Genomic DNA, 15,314 nt, shown 5'->3' on the forward strand with positions numbered 1-15,314 from the left:
AAGTAAGAAGTAAAAAACTATACTTATACAGAGAAGAGGACTACTTATGTATTATTCAAATGGAAACTATGAAGCTTTTGCTGATGCTCAAAAACCAGCAGGAGTTGATAATAAATCAGCTTACATTATTGGAAGTGGTTTAGCAGGGCTTGCTGCAGCAGTATTTTTGATAAGGGATGCTAAGATGAAAGGAGAAAGAATTCATATCTTAGAAGAACTACCAGTTGCAGGTGGCTCTCTTGATGGGACTGACCGACCAAATGCAGGTTTTGTGGTTCGTGGTGGTCGTGAAATGGAAAACCACTTTGAATGTTTATGGGACATGTATCGCTCTATTCCTAGTTTAGAAGTGCCAGGAGCAAGTTATCTAGATGAATATTATTGGCTTGATAAAAAAGATCCAAATTCTTCTAACTGCCGATTAATTTATAAACGTGGCAATCGCGTGCCAACAGATGGAACTTATGGATTAGGAAAGTACAGCAAGGAAATTGTTAAATTAGTTATGACTCCTGAAAATGAATTGGGGGATAAGACGATTGAAGAATTCTTCAGTGAGGGCTTTTTCAAGACTAATTTCTGGATTTATTGGTCAACAATGTTTGCTTTTGAAAAATGGCACTCACTTGCTGAAATGAGACGCTACTGTATGAGATTTATTCACCATATTGATGGATTACCTGATTTTACCGCTTTGAAGTTTAATAAGTATAATCAATATGAATCAATGGTTAAGCCTGTTTTAGCATATTTAAAGGATCATGGTGTAAAGATTGAATATGATAGCCATGTTGAAAATGTAATTGTCGATCATGATGGCGATAAAAAGATTGCTAAAAAAATTATTCTTAAGCAACATGGAAAAGATACTGAGATTCCTTTAACTGCAAATGATATTGTTTTTGTAACCAATGGTTCAATTACTGAAAGTTCAACTTATGGTAATCAAACTACGCCAGCCAAAATTACTCATAAAAAGGGTGGCTCTTGGAAATTATGGGAAAATTTAGCTAAACAAGATAGCAGCTTTGGTCATCCAGATGTTTTCTGTGAAAATATTCCTGCACGTAGTTGGTTTGTTTCAGCTACTACTACCATGAAGAATAAAAAGTATGCTCCTTATTTTGAACGATTAACTAAGCGCAGCCTTTATGATGGGCGAGTAAATACAGGTGGTATTATTACTGTTACTGACTCAAATTGGGGGTTGAGTTTTACTATTCATCGTCAGCCTCACTTTAAGAGTCAAAAACCAAATGAAATTGTAATTTGGATTTATGCGCTTTATTCTGATGTTAAGGGGAATTATATCCAAAAGAAAGTTGAAGATTGTACGGGACAAGAAATTTGTGAAGAAATGCTCTATCATTTAGGTGTTCCAGAATCTGAGATTAAAGAAGCTGCCAGTGAAGAGAACATGAATACAGTTCCTGTTTACATGCCTTATATTACTAGCTACTTCATGCCAAGAAAGGCTGGAGATCGTCCAGCAGTTGTACCTGACAATTCAGTTAACTTAGCATTTATCGGAAACTTTGCTGAAAGTCCAACTCGTGATACTGTATTTACTACTGAATATTCAGTTAGAACCGCTATGGAGGCTGTATATACTCTATTAAACGTGGACCGTGGAGTTCCTGAAGTCTTTGATTCGATCTTTGATATTCGACAACTTTTGCGTGCAATGTATTATATGTCAGATAAAGAGAAGTTGGTTGATCAGGAAATGCCATTACCTGAAAAATTAGCGGTAAGAAGTGGACTAAACAAGATTAAACGAACTTGGGTTGCCGAACTTCTTAAAGAAGCTCATTTAATTTAAATACAAAAAATGTCTGAGACACTATAAGTTTCAGACATTTTTTGTATGTTTTTTGATTTTTCTAGTAATCAATACTATGATTCCTGCAATAACAATAATTGCAACGATAGCAATCACAGCTTTAATTAATCTCGAACCGTTAAGCCGTAAAATTGAATCTCCTCCATAAGCATAGAGATATGCGAAAGGAATTGTTCCAATAGCAATTGGAAGAATACGCTTTTTATTGTTTTTATTAATTAGTAAATTTGCATATGCAACAGTAGCGCTAGGAATAAAAGGAATCATGTAGCCAATTGTTAAAACTACTTGTTTAAAATCAGAGGTAGTAATTATTTTATAAATTTTGCTATGCTTAAATTTGTCAGGGTTATATAGTTTTTGAAGTAGGAGCATTAATATAATTTGACCTAAAATATCCCCTACCCAATTAATTGCAAATCCTGCCTCAGGACCATAAAGAATACCGTTAAGTACACAAAAAATGCCGTTAGATAATCCAGGAATTGCTACACAAACCACATTCAAAATAAATAAAAATGCAACATCTTCAATTCCGTGGCTACGAACCATTTTAATAAGAAGCTCCTCGTTATGATTATTAAAATGAATCAATAGTTTTAATTCAGGTAAGTAGCTCAAATATAATTTATATAAAACTAAGAGACCTAGAATTATACCAATTATAAATAAAATTATTCTAATTGATTTTTTATCTTTCAATAAATCCGCCTCCTTTTAGTTTTATTTGTTATATTCATTTTAGCGTAGAAAAAAAGCTATGACTAGTATGTCATAGCTTTTAGTTGATAAAATTAGTTTTCAAATAAAACGCGAGTTCCTTCTGGTACATTGATATCTTTTTGAAGGGGAGTTAAACTTCCGCTAATATTATTTCTGCTATAAAGAGTTGCGTTATTAGTATTTTGATTTGCGACAACTACATATTGTTCATTTTCGTCCCAATTAAAGTCACGAGGAAACTCTCCAAAAACTGAAATTCGTTGAATTAGTTTTAAAGTGTGATCTTCTTGAACTGCAAAAACAGCAATTGAATCATTGCCACGATTAGAAACATAAATGAATTTTCCATCTTTAGAAATTCGAATCGCCGCTGCTCCATTGTGGCTATTCCAGTCTTCAGGAATAGTTGAATAAGTAGCAATACTTTCAAATGACCAATTCTTTTCATTAAATTTGACCACGTTAACTTTACTGGAAAGTTCACCTACTACATAAAAATAATTTCCATCTTTTGAAAAAACAATATGACGACTTCCGAAGCCGCTTTCATTTTTATATTGAGCAAGATGTTCAAGGTGATTGTCTTTAAAACGATAAAAATCAACGCTATCGTTACCTAAATCACAACTAACAAGATTGCCTTCAGGAGTTTCATCAAAAAAGTGTGGGTGAGGTCCATCTGTTTGTTCAGGACGAGGACCTAAATGTTCGACTTTGTGAGTGATACTATCTAATAAAGTTAATTTACCATCATTATCATATGAAAATATAGATAAAACTGCGGTATGATAATTAGCCGTATAAAGCAAATGTTTTTCTGGATTAATTCCAATATAAGCTGGTGAAGCACCTACAGTTAAGTAATCATCTACTTTTTGATAGTGATCATTTTCTTTTTTAAATGAACTAATACCTCCTTTTTCTCCGCTGTTATTGATTGCAAAAATCAAATTACCATCTTTTTGAAAATAGGTTGGTCCACCTATTTCGATAATGTTTTTAGCACTTGTTAATTGTGCCTTATCGTTGCTATTTAAAAAATCTAATTCGTAAATTCCTTTTGAGGTATGTTTTGTATATCCACCGATTAATATCTTCATTATGAACCTCCATAAACACATTGAATAATTCAAGTATAACATGCATAATTATCCAAAAAATTAGTAATTATTAAAAAATAACCAATAATATTAGTTTAGCGTTTTCAGATATGCTACAATTTTAAGTAAAGGAGCGATTACTATGAAATGGATATCAACTATTAAAAAAATCGGTAAAAAAGCCGTTGATTCTAAAGACGGTATGGTAATTTTATTTGGTGAAGGTGCTAACAAGGATTTAGAAGATGTTTCTGTAATCCAAAAATTTGATGCCTCAACTCCAATTAATACTTTTGTTTTTAAAAAGGGCGATACTATCACAATTGATGGTCAAACTTATGTAGCAAACTTTGTTGGACCAATGGTAGAAAGCAATATGAAAGCTTTAGGTCACGCAACACTGTTCTTTAAGCGTCCAGTACCAAAAGCTCCCCTTGCTAATGCGGTTTACTTTGATCCTGATGTTCAACAGCCACTTCCTAATTTTAAAGTTGGCGATGAGATTGTTTATGAACACATTTAAATAGGATGGTCCATGGAAAAGAAAAGACATAAAAGACAAACTGTTTTTGAAAAATGGTTCTTAAACAATCGTTTTAGTGTTATATTATTCAATATCTTATTGTTCTTCCTAATAATTTGGGTGTTCAATAAGATATCTTTTGTTTTAAACCCTGCATGGGTATTCTTTAGTGCTATTTTTCCGCCACTATTATTAGCAATTATTCAGTTCTATATAATGAATCCAGTGGTTGATTTTTTAGAGAAAAAGTTTAAAGTTCCTCGAGCTTTAACTATTGTTGGATTGTTTATAATTGTAGTAGTAGCACTTATTTGGATAATCAATACATTAATTCCAATTGTTCAAGGGCAAATCAATTCTTTGATTAAAAATTGGCCTCATATTTGGGATGATGCTGTAAATGTAACACAAAAGGCTTTAAAAGATCCTCGGCTTCATAGTGTAAAGGGTAATCTTCAATCAATGATTGATAATACAGAAAATACGATGTTTAAGTCATGGCAGAATACTTTTAATACTGCTATTGGAAATATTTCATCAGCTGTAAGTATTGTTACTATGATTGGAATGACGCTTCTTACAGCACCATTTATTTTGTTCTTTATGCTAAAAGACGGTCATCAATTAAGACCATATATTACAAAGTTTGTTCCGCAAAGATGGCAAGAAAGTTTTAGCCAACTTTTACATGATATTAATTACGCTTTGGCATCATATATTCGTGGTCAAATTACAGTTGCATTTTGGGTAGGCGTAATGTTTGCAATTGGTTATAATGTAATAGGATTGCCTTATGGAACTGCCTTTGCAATCTTAGCTGGATTTATGAACTTGATTCCGTATTTTGGAACATTTATTGCATTTATTCCAGTTTTAGTGGTTGCAGTTATGACTCCAGGTTCTATGATAATTAAAGTTTTAGTTGTATTTGCAATTGAACAAACTATCGAATCTCGTTTTGTGAGTCCTTTAGTTATGGGAAGTAAAATGGAGATGCACCCAATTACAACAATTTTGCTTTTGATTGGAGCAAGTTCTGTTTGGGGACTTTGGGGTGTGATTTTTGGAATTCCTATTTATGCAGTCTTGAAGATTATTGTCTCTCGCGTGTACAATTATTATCGAAGAGAATCTGAAGTTTTTGACGATATAGCTACTGCTTCTTCGACCACGGGAGAATCGGAAGTAGACAAAAATTTAACAGATAATACTAAAAAATAAAAAAACGTGGTTTAGTTTGACCACGTTTTTTGGTTAGGAGAAAAAATTATGACAAACCATGTTGTTCTTTACGAACCACTTATGCCAGCTAATACTGGAAATATTGCAAGAACTTGTGCAGGAACTAATACTGTTCTTGATTTGATTGAGCCGTTAGGTTTTCAGCTTGACAATAAGAAAATGAAACGAGCAGGTCTTGATTATTGGGATAAAGTAGATGTAAGAAGACATGATGACTTAGAGGCATTTTTGAAGACTTTAGGTCCAAATGATGAGATGTACTTGATTTCAAAATTTTCATCTAAAAATTATGTTGATGTTGATTACACAGATCCTGATAAAGACTACTATTTTGTTTTTGGAAAAGAAACTACTGGTTTACCAGAAACATTTATGCGTGAGTATTATGATCGTAATTTACGCATTCCCATGTCTGATAATATTCGCTGCTACAATTTATCAAATTCTGTAGCGATGGTACTTTTAGAAGCGCTTAGACAGCAAGGCTTTCCAAATATGGAAAAAGCGCATCACTATGATAATGATAAATTGAAGGATGATTATAATCGTCCTCAAAGATATGAAAGAGATTTAGGAGAAGAATAATAGATGGATTTTGAAAAAATTACTCCAGTCATTGTACGCGGTTTTCACTACGATATGAATGATGAAGCTGAAGTTCAAAATGAAGTGAATGTAGCGATTAAAAAAGTAAACAGAAAATTAGAAGATGGTTCTACTGAAGCTGATCCAAGAGAAGGTGCATATTATGAAATTGGAGTGGTTTTTGAAGTGGCGCCAGCTCCAGGAGAGTTTACAGTTAGTGGCTTAATTACGCAAATTGTTCAATTAAAGGGTTATCATGGCAAAGGCGATGATCTTGCAACAAATGACTATAAGATTTTATCTCGACCTTTAGTTGAATATATTGAAACTTTAACTTATGAAGTAACGCAAGTTGCATTAGATAAGCCAGTTAATTTGAATTTTCAAGCAAATTTTGATTAGGTGATTGAGTTTATGCCTAAGAAAAAAAGAAAAGTTACTAAAAAGAACACCACTAAGCGTGCTAAAACTAAGCAAGAAGACTTATCTTGGGCAGTTGTTGGAATTGTTGGGATTTTAGTAGCGATTTTGGCAATTACTCGAGTAGGGATGCTAGGTAAACAGGTTGCTAATTTAGTGCGGATTTTTTTTGGCAATTCATATTTGTTAGCTAGTGCATTAATTGCTTTGTTTGGATTAGTGATGTTGATATATAATCAACCTCCTCATTTGAAAGTTAAACGGATTATTGGACTTATTATTGCAATCTTTGGAGTTTTAATGATTCAAAGTAGTATGTTCTTTAATCAAGAAGCTGTTAATACTGGGTTTCTTAATGCTTTTTGGACAGCAATGGGAAGTGAGTTTAATAGAGCAGCAATCACGGAGTCTGTTGGGGGTGGCTTAATAGGAACAGTAGGTTTTCAAATTTTTTATCCGTTATTAGGTCAAATTGGAATTAGAGTAATTGCTGTTTGCTTAGTCCCGATTGGAATAATGATGTTCTTTGATATTAAATTTAGAACGATTGTTGAAGAAGTTCAAAAAATTGGGCAGGCATTTATTGAAAAAAATAAAGATATTGCACCAAAAATTAAAACAAAGTATGCAGAAATGCGTGAAGAACAGTTAAAACGCAAGCAAGTAAAAACAGAAAATTCATCGCGTCAATTTAAGGATCCATTGGATCAAACTGATATTATTTTTCCGAATACCGATGACTTTGAAAATCAAGATGAAATGAAGGATACTAAAATTTCTTCTTCAAAATCAGAGCCAGAGATGGAGCCAAATTTAAAAGATGATTCAATACCAGAGCCTGAAATTCAGATGCCTGAGCCAGTTGAAGAGATCAATGAAAGGCTAATCTCAGAAAATAGTTCGAAAAAGGAAACTAAAGTTGAACCTGAAAAGCAATATCAGCCAAGTATTTTGCCAAAATCGCATGCTTTTGAAGATGAAGATAAAAAGTTAAAACAAAACTTATCTCAAGTAAAACATGATTCTACAAAAACATCTGCACCAATAATCAATCCAACTTATAAAAAACCCCCTCTTACTTTGCTTGACCCAATTAAAAATATGGATCAAAGTGCTGATAGAGATCTAATTAAAAAGAATACTCAAACCTTGCAAGCAACTTTTAAAAGTTTTGGGGTTGATGTAATCATTAAAAAGGCTATTTTAGGTCCAACCATCACTAGATATGAAGTTCAGCCTGCAGTAGGGGTTAAAGTAAGTCGGATAGTCAACTTATCTGATGATTTAGCATTAGCTTTGGCTGCAAAAGATATTAGAATTGAAGCGCCAATTCCAGGTAAGCCATATATTGGAATCGAAGTTCCTAATAAAACTACTTCAGTTGTTTCGTTTAAAGATGTTATGGAACATCAAGATGACCAAGCTAAGAAAGATATTATGGAAGTTCCTCTTGGCAAAGATGTTGCTGGAGCTACAATTTCAGCTAATTTAGCTAAAATGCCTCACTTGTTAATTGCTGGATCAACTGGATCTGGTAAGTCAGTAGCGATTAATACTATTTTGACTAGTATTTTAATGAAGGCTCGTCCAGAAGAAATAAAATTAGTTTTAATTGATCCTAAAATGGTTGAGTTATCTGTTTATAATAATGTACCTCATTTGCTTATTCCAGTTGTGACTGATGCAAAGCTAGCTTCAAAATCACTTCATAAAGTTGTGAAAGAAATGGAACGCAGATATAAATTGTTTGCTGCTAGCGGTGCTCGGAATATGGGAGAATATAATCAAAAGGTAGAGCAAAATAATCAAGATAAATCTAAACCAGCTATGAAAAAGCTTCCATATATTTTAGTAGTTGTAGACGAACTCAGTGACTTAATGATGGTTGGTGGTCATGATGTAGAAGGAGCTATTGTGCGTTTAGGCCAAATGGCAAGAGCTGCTGGTATTCATATGATTTTAGCTACTCAGCGTCCAAGTGTGGATGTTATTACGGGATTAATTAAAGCCAATGTTCCATCTCGGATTTCTTTTGCAGTTTCAAGTGGAGTAGATTCTAGAACTATCTTAGATCAAACAGGTGCTGAAAAGCTTTTAGGGCGAGGAGATATGCTCTATATGCCGATTGGTGCTTCTAAGCCTGAACGTATTCAAGGGGCTTATATTGCTAGTCATGAAGTAGAAAAAGTTATTTCATGGGTAAAGGAGCAGCAGCAAGCCAAATATGATGAAGCAATGATTCCTCAAAATAGCACTGATAATTCAAGTGAAAATGAAGATGACCCAGAAGATGAGCTTTATCCAAAAGCTGTAGATTTAGTTCGACGTCAGCAAAGTGCAAGTGTTTCAATGTTGCAAAGACGATTTAGAATTGGTTATAATCGGGCAGCAAGAATTGTTGATGAGATGGAAGCAAAGGGGATAGTTGGTCCTTCTGAAGGGTCAAAGCCACGCGAAGTTTTGCTTCCTCCAATTAAAGATGAAGAAGGAAAATAGATGTTAAATAATAAAGATGTGACAGACATACTTAATGATCTGTCTGATTCTTCTTTAAATGAAGATAGTCCAATTATTATAAAAAATGAAAAGTTTTCAACAGCGGCTTTAGTTTTTTCAGTAAGAATGCCTCTTACAGGGCATAATTTAGCATATGCAAGTTTACTTGCAAGAATGCAGATGAACGCTAGTGCAAGTTATCCAACTTTAAGCGCTCAACAAGTTATACTTGCAGATTTATATGATTTGGACTTTGCAGTAGTTCCGCAATTATATGGTAATAAACTTGTTTTAAGCTATATTGCTAATTTTATTGAACCGCGTGAGATTTTGGATCCTGATTATAATTATGAACGAATTATAAAGATCTTAACTGACATTATTCAACATCCATCATTTGATCAGGAACTATTAGATTTCAGCAAAAAACAGTTAACAGACAGCTATCGTGAATTGATGGAAAGTCCGGCTAATCGAGCTTTAGATAATTTCTTCCGTTTATGGTATAAAGATAACCCTGACTATGCAAATAGTTTTATGGGACCAATTGAAGAAATTGAAAATGCAGATTTAGATTCAATTAAAAAATATGCTCAAAATTTGCATCAAGCTCCAGCACTTATTTCTGGAATGGCTCGAGATAAGAAGTTTGTAAGTAAATTAGCTGAAAAAGGTTTTAACTTTGCAGGTCTACTTGATGAATTTTGGAGCATTAATAATCAAATTCCAGCTCCTAAAGATGTAATTGATAAAGTTGAAAATCAAGGAAATATTCAAGCGCAGCTTTATATGGGGTATGGCTTCCATGATAAAAGTATGACGTTTAAAGAGCAGGCTGCTGGATTAGTTTTAGTACAATATTTGGCAGGAGACCAATCTTCAAAATTATTTACAAAAATTCGTGAAGAATTAGGTGCTGCTTATGCTGTTGATGCAAATAATTATGCAAATAACTCTTTGTTTTTAATTAATGCGGGGCTTGATCCGACACTTGTTGATGCGGCTAAAAAAATTATTAATGAAGAAATTGAAAAGGTTAAGAATGGCGAAATAGATAGTGATTTGTTTGCTAAAGCTAAGAAATCTATTCGTAATCTTCGTTTGATTCGTGAAGATCAGGAAAGTTTTTACTTGGCTGAAATTTTGAAAAAGTCTTTATTTGTATCTTATTCAGATATTGATTTTTCAAAATTAATAACTCAAACAACCACTAAAAGTTTGATTGATTTTACGAAAAAATTATCTCTTAATGAAAGTTATGTGTTGAAATGATATCACCAAAAATAATTAAACATGAATATGACTCAGATTTTAAATCTGAAATCGTTTTAAAGCCACACTTTAATCAAAAGTTCTTTGGTATAATAGTTGATTTCGGTAGTAGTGATAAACAAAAATTAGCTGGAAGTGCCCATTTTTTAGAGCATAAATTATTTGCTAAAAAAGAGGGGGATATTTCGCAAAGATTTGAAGACATTGGCGCGGATGTAAATGCTTTTACTTCATTTAACGAGACAATGTTTTATTGTATTGGTGTTAAAAATACTAAGAAGCTAGTTGAACTACTATTTGAATTAGTTGGGGACTCTCATTTTACTAAAGAAAATGTTCAAAAAGAAAAACCGATTATTCAGCAAGAACTGGCAATGTATCAAAACGAGCCTAATTGGAGCGTTGGAAATGCTATTATGAAATCAATGTTCGGTGACTCTAACTTAGGAATAGATGTAGCAGGAACTAAAGAATCGATTTCAGCGATAACTGCGAAAACTTTAACTGAAACCTATGAGAAAAATTATTTTGCCTCTAATATGCGATTTATTGCTTGTGGCGACTTTTCAGATAATCAAGTAAAAACTATTAAGCAGACAGTTAATAAGTTGCAGAAAAAGTATTTTAAAGACTCTCAAAATATTGAAACAGTTTCTCATCCTTTAGGAAATATGAAGAGTTATGTTTTAGAGGGAAATGGTAACTCTAATATATTTGGTATCGGTATCCGTTTGAAAAACTTTAAGAAAGTGTTAGCAAGTAAGGATTTGGCTCAAACATTACTTGAAATAATGTTAGAATCAAGATTAAGTGTAATGACTCCTTGGTTTGAAGAAATGAGAAATAAAAATTTAATTTCTACTCCTCTTCAAATGTCAGTAAATTATACTAGACAAGGCGATTTCATTACTATTTTTGGAATTAGTGAGGATGCCCAGAAACTAATTTTAGAAATTCAAAAACAACTTCAAAAGGAACTTGATGAGAATGAATTAAGATTTGCTAGTCAAATTTTTGAATTGCAAAAAAAAGAGTGGCAAGCTCAAAGTGCTCGCAGTTTAGATAATCTTTCTTATTTAGCAATTGAATTGGCAGAAGAAAGCTTAGATAATGAAGATTTTTTCAAAAATGGAAGAATTTTACAAACTATGAGTTTTGATAATTATGCTAAAAATTGTCATGAATTAATGAAAGATGCTGAATTTTGCTCTGCATATTTAAAAGCTGTAGGTGAGCAATAATGAAGCGGGCAATTATTTTTGGTGCGACTGGCGGGATTGGTCAAGGGATTTGTAATGAACTAGCTAAAAATGGTTGGTCATTATACGTTCATTGTAGTCAGAATTGGGAAAAGGCAGTAAATTTAAGCCATAGTTTAATGAAAAAATATCCTAAACAAGATTTTATGCCAATTAAATTGGATTTCTTGGCTCAAGATACAGAATTAAAAAAATTTGTTAATAATTTATTGCCTGTTAATGCGGCAGTTTTTGCACATGGAATAACTGATTATAATTTTTTAGGCAGTCAAAGTTTAAAAACTATTCAGAAAATTATTCAAGTTAATTTAACAACCCCACTCAAGCTGACACATTTATTAGAAACTGTTTTAATACGTCAAGAATATAGTAGAATTGTATTTTTGGGATCAGTATATGGAGGCCAAGGCAGCGCTATGGAAAGTGTCTATAGCTCAACTAAAGCTGCTTTGAGTCGATTTAGCCAAGCTTATGCAAGAGAAGTTGCTTCAACAAAAATGACTGTGAATGTTGTCGCACCTGGAGCAGTTGATACACCAATGAATGCAATGTTTTCTAAAGAAGTAATGCAAGAGGTTAAGGATGAAATACCTGCCAACCGTTTAGCAAAAAGTGAAGATGTCGCATATTGGGTAAATGCTTTGCTTAATAAAAATAGTGGCTATTTAACAGGACAAACTATCTATGTAAGCGGTGGCTGGTTGATATAAGCAAGTCTTAAAATAGATTTTGTGGTATACTCACTATGTTAATCTAAATTTCGAAGAGGTAAATATGGCAGATATTGGAGATAAATTACGTAGTGCTAGAGAAGCAAAGGGTCTTTCAATTCAAGATATTGAAAAGGCAACGAAAATTCAAAGCAGATATCTTACTGCTATTGAAAATGATGAATTTGATAAGCTTCCAGGCGATTTTTATGTTAGAGCATTTATTAGACAATATGCACAGGTTGTTGGGTTAGATGGAAAAGAACTTCTTAGTGAATATCATCAAGATGTTCCAGAATCCAAGCCTGATGAATATGTTGAAAATTCTATTGATAATAAACAAGAAGAAGTTCGTGAAACTACTAATAACAAAAAAGATTTATGGCAGAACTATCTTCCTAAAATCGGTATTGGCTTAGGAATTATTGTAGCCATTTTAGTTGTTTATGTACTGTATGCACGTTTATCATCTGGCAATCAACGCAATGATAATGCAAGTAATAATGTGACGGTTTCTTCTCAAACTAGTTCTTCTTCAAAGAAAAAGACTAAACCTGCAGTTAAAACTAGCAGTGTTAAAGTTAGTCGTTTAGGTGAAGATGAGTTTAGAATTACTGGTTTGAAGAGTAACCGTAAGTTAGTAATTAAGGCTGGTAATCAAACTGTTACTGCATCAGTTTCTGTTAATGGCAATAGCCAATGGTCTCAAACTTTGGCTGCTAATGGAAAGCACACAATGTCTATTCCAGAAGATGCAAATACTGTAGTAGTAACTATGAGTAATGATACTGATTCTCAAGTGACTGTTGGTGGAAAGAAGATTCCATATACTAAAAAGGGTAGCAATTTGACTCTTACTTTGCTTATTGGTAAGACTGCAAAGCGTCACTCAAGTAGTAATAATTCAACCACTACTTCAAGTGAAAGTACTGAAAATAATACTACAACTAATACCACCCCTAGTCATTCTACTAATACGCAATCTCAGACTCATCAAAGTTCTCAGTCTCAAACTGAAACTCATCAAAGCAGTCATCAAGAACAGACTCATGCTCAATCAAGTACTCCTACGCAAAGTAGCCGTCAAGAGCAAACACAATCAAGTTCTACTCGCCAATCTACTACTCAATCAAGCAGTGCTGAAACTACTAATAATGCAAACAACACTGAAAACACTAATACCACTAACAATACCAACAATGGTGGAAATAACTAAAGCAGGAGAAAGTTAAATGAATTTACCTAATAAATTAACTATGTTCAGAATCTTTATGATTCCAGTTTTCATGTTATTGATTATTTTTAGAAGTGCAACGGGTGGCTATACTGCTCCTGTAGGAGTAGTCCAAGGAACAACTGTTTCCTGGCTTCAAGTTATTGCAATGATAGTATTTGCAGTGGCTTCTGCAACTGATTGGCTTGATGGTCATATTGCTAGAGCAAGAGGTTTGGTGACAAACTTTGGTAAGTTTGCAGATCCACTTGCCGATAAGATGTTAACGATGACAGCATTTATCTTTTTGGTTTCTTTAAATTTGGCTCCAGCTTGGGTAGTAGCTATCATTGTTTGTCGTGAATTAGCTGTAACTGGCCTTCGTTTGATTGTAGTTGAAAATGATGGAGAGGTTATTGCTGCTAAAATGCCAGGTAAAATTAAAACAACAGCACAAATGCTTGCAATTATTTTCTTATTACTTGGTGATCCATATTACATTGGTACAGTATTACTTTATATTGCATTAATTTTTGCTATTTACTCAGGAATCGATTATTTCCGTGGTTCATGGAGTGTATTCAAAGGTTCAATGTAAAAGATTTAAGGAAGCGCTATAAAAAGTGCTTCTTTTTTTACAAAAAATATTAGTTTTTATGCGTATTTAAAAAACGATAAGAAAAATAAAAAACACTAGTTTGCTTTTTTCTTGCCAAATTATAGTAAATCAAAGTATAATTATTAAGATGTATTTTTTAGGAGGGGGATAATTTTGGCCAAAGATGAGAAAAAAGCTGCTTTAGATGCAGCTCTTAAGAAAATTGAAAAGAACTTTGGTAAGGGTGCAGTTATGAGAATGGGCGAAAAAGCAGATACTCAAATTTCTACTGTACCTACCGGATCACTTGCTTTAGATGCCGCTATTGGGGTAGGTGGCTATCCTAGAGGAAGAATTGTAGAAATTTATGGCCCAGAATCTTCTGGTAAGACTACAGTTGCTCTTCATGCTGTTGCTGAAGTTCAAAAGCGTGGCGGAACAGCTGCTTATATTGATGCAGAAAATGCGATGGATCCAGCTTATGCAGAAGCATTAGGTGTTGATATTGATTCCCTTATTTTATCTCAACCTAATACTGGTGAAGAAGGACTGGAAATTGCAGATACATTAATTTCTAGTGGAGCCATTGATATTGTAGTAGTTGACTCAGTAGCTGCATTAGTTCCTCGTGCTGAAATTGAAGGTGATATGGGCGATGCTCATGTTGGACTTCAAGCCCGTCTTATGAGTCAAGCACTTAGAAAGCTTTCAGGCACTATTTCTAAGACTAAGACAATTGCATTATTTATTAATCAAATTCGTGAAAAAGTTGGTGTAATGTTTGGTAATCCTGAAACTACACCAGGTGGACGCGCACTTAAATTTTATTCAACTATTAGATTAGAAGTTCGCCGTGCTGAACAAATCAAGCAATCTGGAGATGTAATTGGTAATCGTGTAAAATTAAAGGTTGTTAAAAATAAGGTTGCTCCTCCATTTAAAGTTGCTGAAGTTGATATTATGTATGGACATGGGATTTCCCAAAGTGGGGAACTTCTTGATATGGCTGTTGAAAAGGACATTATTGATAAGGCTGGCTCTTGGTATTCTTACAATACTGAAAGAATTGGTCAGGGTCGAGAAAATGCTAAGAAGTTCTTAGAAGATCATCCCGACGTTTATCAAGATGTTAATACTCGTGTTCGCCAAGAATTTGGTATTGATGAGCAAGCAGTTGAAGATCGTGAAAATCCTGAAAAAGTAAAGGAAAAACGTGAAGAAGCTGAAGAAGCAAAAAAAGATAACAAAAAATAATTAAGAAACCTTGGTTAGAAATTTCCAAGGTTTTTTTCTTGCTAATTGACATGTGCTTTCAGGTTCTTTATTATTA

General features: G+C 33.4%; 14 protein-coding genes. 12 read left to right on the forward strand and 2 right to left on the reverse strand.

The window, feature by feature from the left end:
- Nucleotides 1-46: 46 nt before the first annotated feature.
- Nucleotides 47-1,822, forward strand: coding sequence for an oleate hydratase (locus FOD82_RS02690; protein WP_144354954.1), 1,776 nt, complete (start codon nucleotides 47-49; stop codon nucleotides 1,820-1,822).
- Nucleotides 1,823-1,852: 30 nt separating this feature from the next.
- Here FOD82_RS02690 and FOD82_RS02695 read toward each other — a convergent pair whose 3' ends face one another.
- Both FOD82_RS02695 and FOD82_RS02700 read right to left on the reverse strand, forming a co-directional pair.
- Complete coding sequence (locus FOD82_RS02695) at nucleotides 1,853-2,545, reverse strand: VTT domain-containing protein (RefSeq protein WP_144354955.1); 693 nt, start codon at nucleotides 2,543-2,545, stop codon at nucleotides 1,853-1,855.
- A gap of 92 nt (nucleotides 2,546-2,637) precedes the next feature.
- Entirely contained in the window at nucleotides 2,638-3,666 is a 1,029-nt protein-coding gene (locus tag FOD82_RS02700) for a lactonase family protein (protein WP_144354956.1), read from the reverse strand.
- Between the two features lie 142 nt (nucleotides 3,667-3,808).
- Between FOD82_RS02700 and FOD82_RS02705 the strand changes: the two genes are divergently transcribed.
- From FOD82_RS02705 to recA, 11 genes are all read left to right on the forward strand, one after another.
- Nucleotides 3,809-4,189: a PTS glucitol/sorbitol transporter subunit IIA gene (locus FOD82_RS02705; RefSeq protein ID WP_144354957.1), complete on the forward strand. Its 381-nt coding sequence runs from the start codon at nucleotides 3,809-3,811 to the stop codon at nucleotides 4,187-4,189.
- A 12-nt stretch (nucleotides 4,190-4,201) separates the two neighbouring features.
- Nucleotides 4,202-5,410: an AI-2E family transporter gene (locus FOD82_RS02710; RefSeq protein WP_144354958.1), complete on the forward strand. Its 1,209-nt coding sequence runs from the start codon at nucleotides 4,202-4,204 to the stop codon at nucleotides 5,408-5,410.
- A gap of 48 nt (nucleotides 5,411-5,458) precedes the next feature.
- Nucleotides 5,459-6,016 carry a tRNA (uridine(34)/cytosine(34)/5-carboxymethylaminomethyluridine(34)-2'-O)-methyltransferase TrmL gene (gene trmL / locus FOD82_RS02715; RefSeq protein WP_144354959.1) on the forward strand — a complete coding sequence of 186 codons (558 nt, stop codon included), beginning with the start codon at nucleotides 5,459-5,461 and terminating at the stop codon, nucleotides 6,014-6,016.
- Nucleotides 6,017-6,019: 3 nt separating this feature from the next.
- Nucleotides 6,020-6,418 (forward strand): DUF1149 family protein, encoded by a 399-nt coding sequence (locus tag FOD82_RS02720; protein WP_144354960.1) that lies wholly within the window; start codon nucleotides 6,020-6,022, stop codon nucleotides 6,416-6,418.
- Nucleotides 6,419-6,430: 12 nt separating this feature from the next.
- Nucleotides 6,431-8,932: a DNA translocase FtsK gene (locus FOD82_RS02725; RefSeq protein ID WP_144354961.1), complete on the forward strand. Its 2,502-nt coding sequence runs from the start codon at nucleotides 6,431-6,433 to the stop codon at nucleotides 8,930-8,932.
- Nucleotides 8,933-10,204, forward strand: coding sequence for an insulinase family protein (locus tag FOD82_RS02730; protein ID WP_144354962.1), 1,272 nt, complete (start codon nucleotides 8,933-8,935; stop codon nucleotides 10,202-10,204).
- On the forward strand, nucleotides 10,201-11,445 hold the full coding sequence (locus FOD82_RS02735; protein WP_144354963.1) for a pitrilysin family protein: 1,245 nt from the start codon (nucleotides 10,201-10,203) through the stop codon (nucleotides 11,443-11,445). Before FOD82_RS02730 ends, FOD82_RS02735 begins: the two co-directional genes overlap by 4 nt.
- Nucleotides 11,445-12,173, forward strand: a complete 729-nt coding sequence (locus tag FOD82_RS02740) for an SDR family oxidoreductase (RefSeq protein WP_144354964.1) — start codon at nucleotides 11,445-11,447, stop codon at nucleotides 12,171-12,173. Before FOD82_RS02735 ends, FOD82_RS02740 begins: the two co-directional genes overlap by 1 nt.
- A 64-nt stretch (nucleotides 12,174-12,237) precedes the next feature.
- Nucleotides 12,238-13,389, forward strand: a complete 1,152-nt coding sequence (locus tag FOD82_RS02745; protein ID WP_144354965.1) for a helix-turn-helix domain-containing protein — start codon at nucleotides 12,238-12,240, stop codon at nucleotides 13,387-13,389.
- A 16-nt stretch (nucleotides 13,390-13,405) separates the two neighbouring features.
- A complete protein-coding gene (gene pgsA / locus FOD82_RS02750; RefSeq protein WP_144354966.1) occupies nucleotides 13,406-13,984 on the forward strand; it encodes a CDP-diacylglycerol--glycerol-3-phosphate 3-phosphatidyltransferase in 579 nt (192 codons plus the stop codon).
- 174 nt (nucleotides 13,985-14,158) lie between these two features.
- Nucleotides 14,159-15,238, forward strand: coding sequence for a recombinase RecA (gene recA, locus FOD82_RS02755; RefSeq protein ID WP_144354967.1), 1,080 nt, complete (start codon nucleotides 14,159-14,161; stop codon nucleotides 15,236-15,238).
- Nucleotides 15,239-15,314 lie beyond the last annotated feature (76 nt).

The sequence above is a fragment of the Lactobacillus sp. LL6 genome, assembly GCF_007570935.1.
Classification (GTDB): Bacteria; Bacillota; Bacilli; order Lactobacillales; family Lactobacillaceae; genus Lactobacillus.